This window comes from Bacillus sp. ISL-47, from assembly GCF_018613175.1.
Classification (GTDB): Bacteria; Bacillota; Bacilli; order Bacillales; family Cytobacillaceae; genus Cytobacillus.
Genome location: NZ_JAGGQS010000090.1, coordinates 1 through 15,503, shown reverse-complemented (window position 1 = coordinate 15,503; position 15,503 = coordinate 1). Strand labels below are relative to the sequence as shown.

Here is a 15,503-nt window from a genome sequence, read left to right as displayed (position 1 = left end):
CTCTATTAACATCCTGGTAGGAAAATATTTCTTTAGATTCCCATCGTATTTCTCCTGATACAGGTTGGTGGCCATTCTTATATCTTGGTGTATTAAATTACTTAAGGTAATTATCCCTCAGGCTCCAAACAGAACAATATAATATTTTAGTGATCGATAGGTATCAATAAGGTTCCATTTAAGAAAAGTGCGACATAAGTGAGATTTTTTTGTTACCATGAAAGAAAAAATGAAAAAGGAATAAAGCTGGTGAAGAAATGGAAAAAACGATTTTGGTCGCAGATGATGATCGGGATATCGTAAAGCTAATCGCTGAAAGCTTGAAATTTGAACAAATGAAAGTGATACCGGCCTATTCGGGAAGGGAAACTTTATCAATTTTGAAAGAAAACAAAGTTGATTTTGTCGTGCTAGATATCATGATGCCGGAAATGGACGGTTTGGAAGTTTGCAGGAATATTAGAAGTGAGTACAGCATCCCCATTCTGTTGCTAAGTGCTCGTGACAGGGACATGGATAAGATTATTGGATTGGAAATAGGCGCTGATGATTATATGACCAAGCCATTCAGTATTCAAGAGTTGACCTCGCGGATAAAAGCTCATTTCAGAAAGGTGGACCGCTTGTATAAAGAATGGAACCGTCTCAGTCAGGAAAGAGAAATGAATATTCAGGTCGCAAGTTCACCGCTTGTACTGAATGAAAAGACGTTTGACGCTTTTTTAAATAATCAAAAGTTGGAGTTATCGGCCAAGGAATTTCAGATTTTATCCTTTCTCATGAAGTATCCTAATAACGTCTTAACCCGGGAACAAATTTATGAAAATGTCTGGGGAGATGAGTTTGGAGATTTGAATACCGTTACAGTGCATATAAAAAATATCCGAAATAAACTCGGCAAGGAATATAGTTTTATAAAAACCATCTGGGGTGTCGGATACAAATATGTTGAAAGGATGGAATGAAGATGAGGCTGAAAATAAAGCTTCCTTTACTGTTTCTGCTAATGTTTATGCTTACATTTGTGTTGATCGGCATCTTTTTAATTTTATATATAAAAACGTTAGTTGCAGATGAAGGGCATATGTGGCAAGGAAATATATTTAGTCCGCTTCATTTTCAAATGCTTTTTTTTCTAAGTATTTTAATGGGCTTGATGTTTGTTGTTTTAACCGTATTTTTTCACTTCAATATTACTAAACCGATCCAAACACTCAATTTAAGACTAAAAAAAGTAAATATCGGAAACTTCCGAACCCCCTTGCATTCAAGAAGGAAGGATGAAATCGGAGACTTGTATAATCATTTCAATGAGATGGAAGAAAGACTATATCAGGCTCACAGGGAACAGGTTGATATGATTGCAGCTATCGCTCATGATTTGAAGACTCCATTAACTACTATAACAGGTTTTGTGGAGCTTCTCTCCATACAGAAAGATCTAACTAAGATGGAAACACAGGATTATTATGAGCTTATTATGAAAAAAACAAAACACATGGTGGGGCTGATTGATGCTTTCTCCATGTATACCAAGAATGAGGCAATGTTTGAAACCATTGATATGAAACCAATAGCAATTCATAAATTGTTTGACACTATAGCATCTGAATATGAGACTGAATTATCTGGATTCGATTTCAAGCTTACATGGAAACATACTTTTAACCCGAACCAGCTCATTAGTATTAATGAACACATGATACGGCGTGTATTTGGTAATCTTTTCAGTAATGCGGTAAGATACGGCAACAATAATGACCTTCATGTCTATTTGACCGGTTATGCACAGGAAGGTTATGCATACTTTCAATTAGAGGATAATGGCGTTGGAGTACCCAATCAGGACCTGTCTTCACTGTTTCATAAATTTTTTACGGTGGATAAATCTAGACAAATGAATAATGGCGGCTCAGGACTAGGTCTAGCCAGCTGTAAATTAATAATTGAATATCATGGCGGCCAAATTAATGCTTTTCATTCAGATCATGGGGGATTGGGAATCCGGTTTACACTCCCGCTTTCAGTATAGGAATGTGATCTGAAGGACATTCAGTTGAAACTGAAGGTTTTTTTGGTTTAAACACCACTTCATAATTCTTTATATTTTTTTATAACTTTTTTATTTTCATTTTATCGGAGTTTTAGTTTTCTCTTTTACAATAAGTCTGCCAGGATCGCTATAGAGCATTGCAGGATTTTACAATAAGTTTTTTGATCAATAAATCAAATAGGAGGAAACCCCAATGAGTAAATTATCAAACTCCAATAACGACAATGGTGGGAAGCAAGCTAAGGAGCCGCAGCCTGGCATGCCACGCTGGGTAAAGGTATCTTTAATCATTGCCATAGCCCTGCTCCTGCTTTTTGTTATCATAAACATCACAGGCATCGGAGGCAAGCACGGACCTATGCGGCATTTTGGCCAGACACCGCCCGCAGAACAAATGAGGGCACAACACCCATGACTATGAAGCCTGGACTCCGCAAGTTCGCGCTCACCGCGCATGTCACTTGCTCCATTGGCTGGCTTGGAACAGTTATTGCGTACATAGCTCTCGCCATTGCTGCCCAAACCAGCCAGGATATCCAGACGGTACGTGCCGCCTGGATCGCGATGGAATTAATCGGCTGGTACGTCATCGTCCCGTTGGCACTTACTTCGCTACTCACCGGTATTATCATGTCACTGGGCACCCCATGGGGCTTTTTCCGGCACTATTGGGTTATATTCAAACTCTTGCTAACGGTCTTTTCTACTATCGTCTTGCTGCTGCATATGCCGTTAGTGAGTTCTTTGGCACGCTTGGCAGAAGAAGTGGATCCTGCAGGTCTAAGCAGGCTACCGAATGAATTGTTTCATCCCGCTGTCGGCTTGCTGCTGTTGCTGATTATCGTGATATTGTCGGTGTACAAGCCGCGGGGTATGACCCCATATGGGTGGAAAAAGCAGCAAAAGCAGCATAACCGTTTGTAGTTGTAGCAGTAGCTGAAGCACTCCATCATAGAATTCTGGCAGAGCCGACATATATTACATATACTTTGACCCTGTCCTATGGTACAGGGTTTATTTTTAACGCGAGGTGAATTAGTTGAGCTATCGGAATAGTGAACTTACTACAAAGTGTGGTATCAACAAAGTATCAATTTAGGAGGTGAGCAGAAGAGAGTGTCAGTCGTATAAAGTTCATCTAATGGATACAAAATTTAGGATTTACTTTAGTTAAAATCTCCAAATTACTTGGAGTCGTAGACAAATACAATAAACGATGTATAAAAATGTACAATTTTGTGTTAATAAAATAATTGAAAGTTAGTGATTTAAAAAAGGATTGGGCATATGCTGCTTAATCTAAAAGAAAGTTGTCCTTGTATGAGTGTCCTATAATGGAAACTTTAATGATTGACCAGAAATAATAAGGAGGTCAAAATATGGTCATACAATCTAATATGTCTCCAAAATCCATAGTTGAAGTTTGGAAAGATACAGCACCTATTTTTTTAAAATTTAATATACCTCTCACTGAAAAGACATTGGAAACTACTTTGGGAAAGGATACTCTTACATCACTTCTTATTGATTTAAATGCTGCAGTTGAAAGTACCACTGCTACCTGTATTGAAGGTGGCTGACAACTGCCAACTAAAAAGGAGTAGTTACTCCTTTCGAAGGTTTGTTTAGCATTTGACGATGCCTAATTACTCGTTAAATATCCTTATTAAAAAAACAAAAGGGTGCTTTCTTAATATAGGACTTGATTATCCTATATGATATACTCATTATGTACAGCAAATAAGCAGGGTGGGCAGCGGCCGCCTCCAATCCATTAGGAAAGGGGGTGCCGCTGATGGTTACGTATGAAGCAATGAACTTGATGGTGAGCTTTGCTACACTTATCGTTGCCGTGATCGCTATAGGTATTTCTTCAAATAAAAAGAAGTAACCTACCCTGCATCGCCACAATGTGAGAAGGATTACTTCTATTCGGAACTGGCCGCTGCACTTCAAGCAGCTTGCTGTACATTGAGATCCTGGTGACAGCCGGGATCTCCTTTTTTATTATATGAACTATATACTTAAATTATAAACATAAAATGTTATCAAGTAAAGCAATCAAGAGTAGTTGAAGAGTATCTGCACTATATAAGTTAGAACATCGTCAAAAACAACTATTGCATTAGATGTAATACAATTAGGTGTATGCTATTATTCATTTTGGCCGGATGTGGTGAAAACCAATGCCTATATATTTCTTCATATATTAGTATTCCAAAAAAACGCAAAGTATAAGAGTGGTTTTGATTTTTGATTGACAAATTCCTGTTGAATATTGTGATAACCTTTAGAGGAACTGTTTGTATCCTAGATATTTGTTATATAATTAAAGAAAAGCATGGAGGTTTTTAGACGTTGAATACTAATGCGGAATTAATAATAACCGAACTTTTAATTGAAAAAGTTTCACCTTTTTTAATTGTTTTATTTGGTTCAACCGTCAATGGAAACATCCATAGAGAGAGCGATATAGATATTGCTTTTTTAAGCAATGAAAGAAACTTAAATAAATATGAATTGTTTATGGCCGCTCAAGAACTTGCAGCCAAATTAAACCGAGAAATAGATTTGATTGATTTAAGTAAAGCCAGTACGGTTTTTCAAGCTCAAATTGTCCAGACAGGTAAAACCATCTATTGTACGGATAAACGAAAAAAGGAGGAATTTGAGTTAAGAGCATTAAAGATGTATGCAAAGCTAAATGAAGAACGTTCAGAGATAATAAAAATGATAGATGAAAGCGGGACTATATATGAAAAGTGATGTGATTCTAAACAAAATAAGTATTATCGAACGTTGTATTAAAAGAATACATGAAGAATATGATAATAACTCGAAAAACCTAGAGAATTACACCAAACAAGATTCAATAATATTAAATCTTCAGCGGGCTTGTGAAGCGAGCATTGATTTAGCCATGCATATTATTGCTACTAAGAAGCTAGGGCTTCCGCAGAATAGCCGGGATGCATTTTCGATATTAGAGAAAGAGGGGATTTTACAACCATCTCTATCTCAAAAAATGAAAGCGATGGTTGGGTTCCGAAATATTGCAGTTCATGACTACCAAGAAATGAATTTAGAGATATTAAAAAAAATACTTGATGATCATTTAGTTGATTTTTTTGAGTATACAAAAACAATATTAATGTTTTAGTTTATAGCCTCAAATTAATGTAAATGAACTAAATCAAGCAAAAACTAATGTCACTCAAGAATTGCTAATAAAAGCAATTGAAAAAGCAAGCTTCGATCATCCACTTGCACAGGAAGCAATTAAACAGGCATCGAATGAAATTTCGTCTGCTTTAACTGCCGTACACATCTAAACGAATTCAACAGAATGATAAAATTGATTTTACCAAATATTACTGAGTAAATTAGTTGTTATTAAATCCCCATGACATAGTCAAGTGGATTATTTTTTGGATGTTATTAACAAAAAGAGACCAGAAGATGAACAATTTTAATAAAAGAATAAGATGGCAGCTCTAGCCCTGAGTTAGGAACACAAAAAAGAAAGGCTTTTATTTGAGTAAATTTTAGGTGTTATGTTTAGCTGAAAAATAGCATAGTCCTCTCCTAGACTTGGAGGGGACAACTATGATTTTTTTTTATTTATTCGTTATTATTGTCCAATTACTGCATTTCTTTGGTGATTCTGCATTTAGGTGTTGTTAGTTTTTGCTACATTTCGCAATTAAAAAAAGATAAATATAAAATATATCTGAACAATTTAATTACAGAACATTTATTCTCATCAATCAAGCTTTTACTTTTCCCCAAACACTATACAGTCGTCTTCTTCACTTAACTCGGCAAATAAAGGATCATTGGATTGTTCGTTGTACTTAAAGTAATCCTCAATATTTAAAAAGATGTCTAATGATCCACTATTTTCAAATTCAATAGAGGTTCTTTCGCAATTGTCTTCTTTATTAAACATAAAGGCATAATGTTTTACCACATCCAAGTTAATTTCTAAGCTGACATCTTTATAGCAAATAAGGATTATGGAATTCCCTGATTTATTTAGCTTCAGCTTTTTGGAATTGCAGTATAACCTGGAGCTTTCTGTCTTCAATTCAAGGAATACTTCCTTATCCTTTAAGGTTTTTAAACAATCATATACTCTATCAGCTATTTTAGGCATTTAATCCCCTCCCTTTGTAACATGGATATTCGTTAGGAAAAGGCTTCATTCACCTAAATAACAATTTTTAACAGCGTTTTTATATAGTTGGTGTTCTGTTGCGTCCCTATTAAGCTTCTTTTCTTCTCTTTTTTGTTGAAACTCTCTTCTTAAATATTCTGATATCTGGGTTGTGGGTACAATCTTTCGTTATTCCCTTCCCAGTTCCACAAGTTGATTTTGTTGTTCTCACACCGATATGTTAAGTTCATTTTCATAAAAATGCAAAAGTTTTCTTAAATTTAATTCTAAAAGATAAAACAAAGAAATCGAACAGGATATTTTCTTCATACAGTTAATTGGAGAATCTGGACCAGGTGATAAACTTATGGAAGCAGAGCTAAATTCCATATACTTCAATCCGGCATATTAATTTAAAATGAATCTTCAAGGATAAAATATCTATAGATAAGTCGAATATTCAAAGGAGAGATAAACATGCAAAGAGTTCAAATAGAATTATATTCAAGACCAACTTGACTGGATTGTAAAGAAGCGAAGGAGTTTCTTTCGCAGCACGGTATTAAATACATTGAATATGATTTAACCCGGGACCCTGATAAAGAGGAAGAAATGAAAAAAAGAACGGGTTCACGAATTGTGTCTGCTTTTGTTATCAGAGATACAACACTTCCTAGTTTTATTAAACGTCCTAAAATTTTTATTGGTTTTGAGGTGAATAAGAACAAAATTATTCAGCTGCTTAAAGTGCAAAATAGAAATTAGAAAACAGATAAGCGAGTGGAAGAGGATCCAGAAGCTTTAATTTTCACTTCACGTTAGTAACAAATAAATTTTCTTTAAACTTCATGTTATAAATCTAAATTGATCATATTAAAAGTTTACAACAACAAAACAAAAACAGCCCTACGTGGTCCCTTTAATTATTATGTCTCATTATTGAATCCATAAGTTACCCACACGCTTACATCATTTTGAAGAAATAATGAATTCGCTAGCGGGTTGGACAAATTTTTAATGTTGGATTAGAATTTTGTCTTGATAGTCTGAACTATTCATCATCTTAAAAAGTTTATATCTGGGAGGCTTTACGATTGCTGCATCGTTATAAGATTTTCATTTTGTTTGTTGTGGTTGCTCTGCAATTTATGATTCAGGGTAATCAAACATTTGCCCATTCTAAATTGGAAAGAACGTATCCTAAAGAAGGGGAGAAGATAATACAAAGCCCCGCAGCCTTTGAGGTTTGGTTTCAAGATCCGGTTGTAACCTATTCAGATTCCATCCAAATTTTAAATGCAACCGGGAAGATTCAGGAGATGGGGGCAGTTTCAGTTGACCCGGAGGACAAAACCCATATCCTGACAACATTTAAAGATCGGTTGCCCAATGGTAACTATTTGGCAAAAATCAAAGTCATTGCTTTGGATGGGTTTGTTATAAATGAAGAGGTACGATTTACTGTCAGCCATCAAGAGACAGTCCCGTCGGAGAAAGCCTTAGAAATTATTGATTTCTCACCAGCTGATGGAGAAATTTTGGATACTTTTCCTCAAAGGATTGATTTATGGTTTAACCAGCCTGCTGATATCACGGCGATTGGACTATTTGATGATCTTCAACAGTCTGTTCGGTTAAAAAAACCCTACGCTGACCCAAATAATCCATCTCATATCATTGTGGAACTGGAAGAGGAACTGTCATCTGGAACTTACCAGGTGACGTGGCATGCCCGTCAAGTGGATTCAAAAGGCCAAGCACAGCCTGACCGATTGGATGTCTTTTATTTTGCAGTAAATCATTTTACTCCGATTACCCAGAAGAATATGGGAGGACCGACCATCTCCTTTGGATATCATAATTTAGGCTTAAAGCAAGTGGGGTATTGGTTATTTTTTATCGGGATTACAACGCTGTTCGGGGGAACTTTTTTTCATACCGTCGTATTGAAAAAAACAAGTACTAGTAGATGGAATAAAGTAGCACTCCTTCTTCTCACATTCGTCCTTGTAGGTTGGACTTTCATATTCACCGTTCAGATGCAAGAATTACACTCACTCTCTTTCGAGCAACTTCTTTCAATCAAATTTATGTGGATACCCATATTGCAGATCATTTTGCTTATTATAGGGTTTTACTTTCATAAAATAAAACTTCTTGTTTATTTTGCAGCACTCATATTGTCAGTATTTGTTATCGGTCACGCACCATATCCCAGGTATGGTGGCTATATAACAATGGCAGTTAACGCCATTCATTTAATAGCTGCTTCAATTTGGAGCGGTGGGTTGTTTACGCTCATTGTTCTTCCTAAAAAAGAAAGAATAAAAGAATGGCTTAAAGATGTTCTTCCGGTGTTTTCAAAATGGGCATTGATTAGTCTGATTGCCATTATTGCCACTGGTTTTATAATGGTTACTCAATACGTCCCCTCTTTCACGGTCGAGAGTTTCTGGAAAAGTGAATGGGGAAAATCGATTTTATTAAAAATTGTATTAACGTTTATTGTGTTACTTATTGGAGTTTTTCAGTGGAATTCAGTTAAACACATAACAACAAAAACCGTTAATGTTGTAATCACGCGGGCGAAAGTGGAAATAATTTATGCTGTGCTGATTTTGTTGTTTGCATCCTTTTTGGTTGTTTCTACACCCAGTGCAGCGGAACAGGGGGTTTATCCATCCTCAATAGAAAAGAAGTATCTTGGATTAAATGTAGATATCGCTCCTTTCTACCCAGGATTAAATGAACTTTCTTTACAGTTTGATAAAGAGGATATTAAACAAGTAGAAGTGACTTTGAGCATGCCTCCAGATTATAACGTGACTTATAGTGCTTTTTACGTAGGTGGGGGAGAATTTAAGCTAACTGGGAATTTACTGCATGCTGCTGGGACTATGTCCATGAATGTGAAGGCAACTTTGAAAAGTGATGAAATACTGGAATTACCATTTAAAATTGTAGTGCCAGGGGAAATGAGACTTAACGAATAATTCTTTTTAGGATACCATTTAAGGACTTTTGTTTTCATAGAAGTCCTTTTTTATATGTAAATGTATTGATTATTTAGCAGACCAACTTAATTTTTAAGTGAATAAAATTCTATGTCAAACACCTATTTTAAAAATATTTAAAAAATATTTAAAAATAATTAACATACGATAGAGGGGTATAGTATTATGTGGTTAAGGAGGTGAGGCAATGTCGATGAATTCAGGAAGTCTTGATGAAATGGTTGAAATCGATCAATGCTGCTCATCAGACGGTAAAGAAGAAGCCACCACTCAGATATAGTGAAGAATATCTTAACAACAAGATGAAATCGAATTGAATGCCAAATTCCAGGAATAAAAGGATTAATTGAAAAAGATAGGTATGGTGATGATGTCATTACTCAAATATCTGCTACTCAATCTGCTTTAAAAAGTGTTGCTAGTATTTTACTTGAAGGGCATATGAAGGCTTGTGGTCTAGAAAAATTCAAGGGCATACGGAGATTTTAGATGAAGTAATGGTGACAATTCAAAAACTAATTAAAAAATTAAAGAAGATTACGATAAGGAAAAAATGACTTTAAACGTAAAAGGGATGTCATGTGGGTTTTGTATTAATTCAATTGAGGGCAGTGTAGGGGAATTAACCGGAGTTTCCAATATGAAAGTAAACTTGGATTCAGGAACTGGAAGTGTTGAATTTAACCCAAATGAAGTTACCCTTGATAAGATCAAAGAACCAATTGACGATCAAGGTTATGATGTGCAATAAACTCAAGTAAAGAACGTACAAATAGGCACGATTTCTTTTTCAGTCAATTATACAATACTAAGGTATAGTAACAATGATCTGCAGATGGGTAAAGAGCATGAAGAACATGAGGATTATCCACTAAAACTGATATAAACTTAATTAAGACAACGAAAAGACAGTTGAATTAACAACGACAGAACTAGGAACAAACAAACATTAAACGTTGATACTAAGGGGAATATTCTAGATCCATATCTGGGGCTTTATGCCATGTTGTTATTTTGGGATGATATAAGGGTGAGAAATTTGTTCATGTGGACCCTATTCAGAAGAAAAGACACTATTTGAAACAAAGTTTTATAACCTAGAATCAACAAAATATGGGGAGAATATAAATTTGATGATAAAGTAGGCAGCTATCCATTTGTAATAGAGGTCAAATAAAAAGGAAGAACAAAGGGGAATTCTTATGAACTTAGATGGAATAAGCAAACATCTATTAATTTGCACCGGGAAAGCATGCACGAAAAATGGGGCAGAAGAAGTAACAGAGACCATTAGGGGTGAATTAAAAAACTTAGCGCTGCAAAAGGAGATTCACACAACAAAAACATTATGTAACGGCCAATGCAAGCATGGTCCGATCGTTGTGCTATATCCGCTAGGAACTTGGTATAAAGAAATGAATAAAACAAAAAGTGAAGAACTTATTCGTCAATTAAATGAAGAGAGAAATGTCAATTTAGGCTCAGAACTTTACTACCATAATGGAAAAATATTTAAGAACCATGAAAGTGAAATATAACATCTAACCTAAATATCGAAAAAGGCGTTGCTGTATAACAGGACGCTTTCTACTGTAATAAGTGTCAGTGAAAATTGCAATTAAGTAAAATCTTTGCCGTATTTTGTAGATTCCAAAGTAGAAACCGGTTGTTCTAAGTATTGAACGACTGGAGTTTGATAATGCACAGTAGCTTCTAATACAACTGAAGGTTTTTTCCAGACTCTCGTTTCGCCTCCTCAAGAAACGCTACAAGTGAACTAAGCTCATAAGGGTATGTTCTACTTTAAAGCTCTTTCCATACGGTTTACCTTTACCAAGAAATGCTTGCACCTGACTTTCTCCTTTAGAATGAATCCAGACCTACTAGATTCATTCTAAATCTCCTCCTAATTTTATTGATTTTCCAGTAACTCCTAATCCTCCATGTAGTATCACAGCTTCGGTTTGTTATACGAGATCTACGTCCCAACAACCTCAATCATGTTTCTACGGCAGTTACACTCTTCTATAAAGTAAAAATTTGAATTAATTGCAGTCACAAACGGGTTCAGAGGAAACGAAGCAACCCAAGTCCAATAGAAGGTGGAACCAAGTGGCCTAAGATTTCTTTACATTTTTTAACTGATTTTTACAAAACTCAGATTTCCCCTTAATATTTTCCCTTTAATCTATTACTAGATTTAAAATAGATAGATGGGGAGATAAGGACAATGACTAATCAAAAATATAAAAATGGATTGAACAGACGAGATTTCTTAAAAGCGGGAGGAATGAGTACACTTGCCCTTACTCTTGGATCGACTGGAGTATTAACACTCGGTTCAAAAGCATTTGCGGATGTTACTGATAATCCAACCAGCGGATTTGGCGGGTATGATGATTTGGTTCCGGATCCAAATGGTATTCTTGATCTTCCAAAGGGTTTTCATTATAAAGTTATTTCTAGAGAAGGCGGCATGATGACAGACGGAACCAAAATCCCTGGTGCTTTTGATGGAATGGCAGCTTTTGAAGGACCGAACAATACGACCATTCTTGTTCGTAATCATGAATTATCTGCAGGTCCAGCATTTGGAAGCAATCCTTATGATGCGAATGCTCAAGGTGGTACAACGGCTCTAGTTGTAGGTGCAAATCGTGAAGTGATCAAAGAATATGTTACCTCTTCAGGTACAATCCGAAATTGTGCCGGTGGAGCGACACCTTGGGGCACTTGGCTAACTTGTGAAGAAAACCGTTCCGAGGGACACGGATATGTATTCGAAGTGGATCCGACACAGCCAGAGAACGATATGTCCAAAACTCCAATAAAGGAAATGGGCCGTTTTGCACACGAAGCCTGTGCAATTGACCCAGCGACAGGATATGTATACTTAACCGAAGATTCAAGCCCAAGCTACTTTTACCGTTTTATCCCAAATGACTTGAGCCAAAAGCCGGGTGCGTTACAAAAAGGCGGTAAGCTGTATGCGGCTGCGATTGAAGCGGTAGCAGACCCTTCAGCAAGCACATTTAAAACAGGCCAAACATTTAAAATTGTTTGGAAGGAAGTAAATCCTCATTTTTGCCGGGAGGAAGCTGCTGAACAAAATTGCATTAAGTTCTCTAGACTTGAGGGAGCGTTCTTCCAAGAGGGAGTTTTCTGGTTTGATGACACCTCTGCCGGTGACAAAAAACTTGGACGCGTTTATCGTTATGTTCCTCACACTAATACATTGGAGCTTTTCTATGAGGGAAATGATGCAAGAGAAATGGAATATCCGGATAATATCTGCTGTACTCCTTGGGGCGACCTTTGGTTTGCAGAAGATGGTTCTGGCCAAGACCGCATTATGGGAATTACCCCAGAAGGCAAGGTCTATCCTTTTGCAGCCAACCGTTTAAGTGGTTCTGAATTGGCAGGCCCAACCTTCTCACCAGATGGAAACACACTTTTTGTCAATATTCAAAGCCCAGGCAAAACATTTGCCATTTGGGGCCCGTTCCAACGCAGAAACTCTGCGCGCGCAAGGGAAATGTCCTTTGCTGCTCCTGCGAATCTTGCACCGCAAGTTTCGGAAAAAGTGGCTAAGACTGCCGAGGCGCAAGGTATGTCCGTTCTAGAAGCAGCAGCTTTTGAGCGCCACGGAGTAAAAATGATTTAAATTGTTTTTCAGGATACCATAAAAAAGATGTAAGCTAACACTTTGTATGGTTTACATCTTTTTTTACATTCCAGGTATTTATTGAAGGTGTACATCAAAGTGGAACACATATCCAGGTAACCTACACTTTGATATTAAAGGGAATTTTTGCATTGTGGGAAATTTTGAAGCGACTGAATCTCACGTTTATGCCGTATTTAATAACTCTCGTTTGTTCATGATTCCAATAGACTCGGCCCATTATGGTAAACCAATTCCAGTTTGCATTGGATCCAAGAGAGTACCAAGTTACTGGACCTTGGTTAACACCAGATGAACGTACTTTATTCTTAGACGTACAGCACCCAGACAAAAGGAATCCATATCAAGACTATAAGTTCGGACGTTCCTGCTTAGTAGCAGTGTAAGATGGAGATTTCAGATAATCCTGGACTAGGGGGACAGGTTTCTTGTCCCAAGATGTTTTCTTGTTGGGACAAGGGACAAAGGGATAGATTTCTTATTACAGCATGTTTAACTAGTAATCTATTAAAAAGCGCAGGTGTAATTAAGAAGTTATCATTATACCTTCGGCTATTTTTTCTTTCTATGGAAGGTGCATATAAAGTGGTTTTAGTTTGTAAACAACATGTTCATAAAGTCTTAAAAACGATTTTTCTTCCACATATTCAATCTATCTCAGATGATTTCTTGGAGAGATAAAATGCCAAGTTTGTTGTAAACAGGCAGACTATAAATATTTTATACCACAACGAAAAAGGGCTATCTAACAATGGAGGCTATGTAAATGCTACAGAATATAGGAATACCTGGGTTAATTCTTGTTCTTGTCATTGCATTAATTATTTTTGGCCCATCCAAGCTACCTGAAATTGGTCGTGCATTTGGATCTACTTTAAGAGAGTTTAAAAAATCAACACGTGAGTTGGTATCAGATGATGTGTCACACAAAGACAAAGACGAATCACAAAAAAAGAAAAGTAGTTTCAATAAATAAGATATTTAACCATTTCCACTCTATAGAAGTCGCAATTGATATATTTTTGTATTATATAAGAAATACTTATTTAACAAATTTAACTTATAATAAACTTGTCTAATGATTTTTCATTTGACCCCCTAAAATAATATATTTCTCGTCTGACCATAACTGAATGGTCGGATCTTTTTTATTTTTGGGAAATCATATAGCTTATTGAGAAGGTGAAATTTTTGATTTCCTGTCAAAAAAGAGGCAGCATAGAATGAAAAAGTCCGGGGTGAAGAGAAAAAATTTTTCTTATTAAAAAACCAAACTCAGTGAAAAGTTTGGCTTCGTTCAAGTACAAGGAATGTTTATATATATATCGGATGCCTACTTACTATCTCTCCAAAGGTTCCTGTATCCTTTATATATTTTGGTTGGAAAGTGAAACAATCCACGTGCTGAATCTGCTCAAACATTGTATCTGTGTGAACCCTATCACTTTTCCACAGAGGCTCACCGCATGGACCGCAATGAGGATGTATTTTACCATTAAACTTTAACATATGATCCCCTCCCCCACTTAATACTCTCTTAGAACCTATCTTGACACGAGCGGGAAAAAAAGTTCCGAGATAAAGGAATTAATTTTCAATATGGTTCAGAACAAATATACAAGAAATAATTACACTTTGGAATAGAGTACAGTGAAATATCATTGGTGGAACTAATAATTGCGGGGATGTAGCGGGAGAAAAGACCTTATTATCCCCTAAAATCCGGATTTTCAAAAAGGGAAAAACTCACAGTTAGCTGGTTCTAAAGTAAAACCGTTAGTTATGTGAAATACAATTAGTTAAATGCAGTGTAGGACATTGCCATTTATAAACTAGACAGGCTTTATTATTCATGCGGGTAAATGTATACTAGCTTCTAATTCTTCTTCAATATTGGAGAGGCAGCTGTTGATAGCATCAATCTGTAACTGACTATGTGAGCTTGATTCTCTGCTCTCACCCCTGGAAGATTTCTCAGCTGCACTTTTAATCACCTTTGTAATATCCCTTTTATTAAACTTCATTGTCTGGGGTTCCCTTTCTGTTTCCATTAATAATGACTTTCCACAAGATAATCAGCGTAAACATACTCTACTTCCTAGTAAAAAAATTCTATATTAAAAAATTGTCTTTCAAAGAAACCCTCATAATTTACATTTAAATATCCAGTGTCTATAGTAGAGCCTTAAATTATTGATGACCAGTTTTTTAGCTTCAAAGAGTTTATTTACCAAAGTCTGGAGTCAACCATGAGAATTCGGGGTTATCCCCTTTTATTTTTATTAAACAAAAGCCTCTTTGAAATAAGAAAAGCTGCCTGAAATGGCAGCAAAATTAAAATCGATACATCACCAAAGAGAATGGACAATGAAATAATATTAATGATATCTTATAAATATATCAATATTTCATTAATGTCATATACAACTACATATACTTATATTAATTTTTATTATTAAAATTTTTTATTTCTTCAAGTTTCAAGTTTAAAGATTAAGATAACTTTATAATAAAAAAAATGCTGAAAAGGCTTTAATAAAAAAACAATATAATTTCGCAGGAATTATTGCCTGTAGGATAGAAAATAATATCCGT

At 35.8% G+C, this 15,503-nt stretch carries 16 protein-coding genes and 1 pseudogene; 15 read left to right on the top strand and 2 right to left on the bottom strand.

Going from position 1 to position 15,503, the window contains the following annotated elements:
* Window positions 1–257 precede the first annotated feature (257 nt).
* The 8 genes from J7I93_RS24485 (at window position 258) to hepT (ending at window position 5,213) form a co-directional block, all read left to right on the top strand.
* Window positions 258–965, top strand: a complete 708-nt coding sequence (locus J7I93_RS24485; RefSeq protein WP_214729469.1) for a response regulator transcription factor — start codon at window positions 258–260, stop codon at window positions 963–965.
* Window positions 966–967: 2 nt separating this feature from the next.
* A complete protein-coding gene (locus J7I93_RS24480) occupies window positions 968–2,032 on the top strand; it encodes a HAMP domain-containing sensor histidine kinase (RefSeq protein ID WP_214729467.1) in 1,065 nt (354 codons plus the stop codon).
* Window positions 2,033–2,246: 214 nt separating this feature from the next.
* Window positions 2,247–2,468, top strand: a complete 222-nt coding sequence (locus J7I93_RS24475) for a hypothetical protein (protein WP_214729465.1) — start codon at window positions 2,247–2,249, stop codon at window positions 2,466–2,468.
* Window positions 2,465–2,977, top strand: coding sequence for a DUF2269 family protein (locus J7I93_RS24470; RefSeq protein WP_214729463.1), 513 nt, complete (start codon window positions 2,465–2,467; stop codon window positions 2,975–2,977). Before J7I93_RS24475 ends, J7I93_RS24470 begins: the two co-directional genes overlap by 4 nt.
* A 455-nt stretch (window positions 2,978–3,432) precedes the next feature.
* A complete protein-coding gene (locus J7I93_RS24465) occupies window positions 3,433–3,633 on the top strand; it encodes a hypothetical protein (protein ID WP_214729461.1) in 201 nt (66 codons plus the stop codon).
* A 215-nt stretch (window positions 3,634–3,848) separates the two neighbouring features.
* Window positions 3,849–3,944 (top strand): putative holin-like toxin, encoded by a 96-nt coding sequence (locus J7I93_RS25300; protein ID WP_222125080.1) that lies wholly within the window; start codon window positions 3,849–3,851, stop codon window positions 3,942–3,944.
* 467 nt (window positions 3,945–4,411) lie between these two features.
* The gene (gene mntA / locus J7I93_RS24460; protein ID WP_214729459.1) at window positions 4,412–4,819 is read left to right on the top strand and encodes a type VII toxin-antitoxin system MntA family adenylyltransferase antitoxin; all 408 of its coding nucleotides are present in this window, start codon (window positions 4,412–4,414) and stop codon (window positions 4,817–4,819) included.
* The gene (hepT, locus tag J7I93_RS24455; protein ID WP_214729457.1) at window positions 4,809–5,213 is read left to right on the top strand and encodes a type VII toxin-antitoxin system HepT family RNase toxin; all 405 of its coding nucleotides are present in this window, start codon (window positions 4,809–4,811) and stop codon (window positions 5,211–5,213) included. The genes mntA and hepT overlap by 11 nt, the downstream gene beginning before the upstream one ends.
* Window positions 5,214–5,828: 615 nt before the next feature.
* Here the strand turns inward: hepT and J7I93_RS24450 are convergent.
* Entirely contained in the window at window positions 5,829–6,209 is a 381-nt protein-coding gene (locus tag J7I93_RS24450) for a hypothetical protein (protein WP_214729455.1), read from the bottom strand.
* A 519-nt stretch (window positions 6,210–6,728) separates the two neighbouring features.
* On the opposite strand from J7I93_RS24450, the gene J7I93_RS25475 reads away from it, so the two are divergent.
* From J7I93_RS25475 to J7I93_RS24425, 5 genes are all read left to right on the top strand, one after another.
* Window positions 6,729–6,974 (top strand): glutaredoxin family protein, encoded by a 246-nt coding sequence (locus tag J7I93_RS25475; RefSeq protein WP_214729540.1) that lies wholly within the window; start codon window positions 6,729–6,731, stop codon window positions 6,972–6,974.
* A 329-nt stretch (window positions 6,975–7,303) separates the two neighbouring features.
* Window positions 7,304–9,202 (top strand): copper resistance CopC/CopD family protein, encoded by a 1,899-nt coding sequence (locus J7I93_RS24440; protein WP_214729453.1) that lies wholly within the window; start codon window positions 7,304–7,306, stop codon window positions 9,200–9,202.
* A 333-nt stretch (window positions 9,203–9,535) separates the two neighbouring features.
* A complete protein-coding gene (locus J7I93_RS25660; RefSeq protein WP_483297150.1) occupies window positions 9,536–9,712 on the top strand; it encodes a metal-sensing transcriptional repressor in 177 nt (58 codons plus the stop codon).
* A gap of 64 nt (window positions 9,713–9,776) precedes the next feature.
* Complete coding sequence (copZ, locus tag J7I93_RS24430) at window positions 9,777–9,974, top strand: copper chaperone CopZ (RefSeq protein WP_214729451.1); 198 nt, start codon at window positions 9,777–9,779, stop codon at window positions 9,972–9,974.
* A gap of 451 nt (window positions 9,975–10,425) precedes the next feature.
* Complete coding sequence (locus J7I93_RS24425) at window positions 10,426–10,761, top strand: (2Fe-2S) ferredoxin domain-containing protein (protein ID WP_214729449.1); 336 nt, start codon at window positions 10,426–10,428, stop codon at window positions 10,759–10,761.
* 128 nt (window positions 10,762–10,889) lie between these two features.
* On the opposite strand, the pseudogene J7I93_RS25290 reads toward J7I93_RS24425, so the two are convergent.
* Window positions 10,890–11,097 (bottom strand): annotated as a pseudogene (locus J7I93_RS25290) (IS110 family transposase); the annotation flags it as partial.
* A 356-nt stretch (window positions 11,098–11,453) separates the two neighbouring features.
* Here J7I93_RS25290 and J7I93_RS24420 point away from each other — a divergent pair.
* Together J7I93_RS24420 and J7I93_RS24415 are read left to right on the top strand one after the other, a co-directional pair.
* On the top strand, window positions 11,454–12,887 hold the full coding sequence (locus J7I93_RS24420) for an alkaline phosphatase PhoX (RefSeq protein ID WP_214729447.1): 1,434 nt from the start codon (window positions 11,454–11,456) through the stop codon (window positions 12,885–12,887).
* Between the two features lie 787 nt (window positions 12,888–13,674).
* A complete protein-coding gene (locus J7I93_RS24415; RefSeq protein ID WP_214729445.1) occupies window positions 13,675–13,884 on the top strand; it encodes a twin-arginine translocase TatA/TatE family subunit in 210 nt (69 codons plus the stop codon).
* The last annotated feature ends 1,619 nt before the right edge of the window (window positions 13,885–15,503 follow it).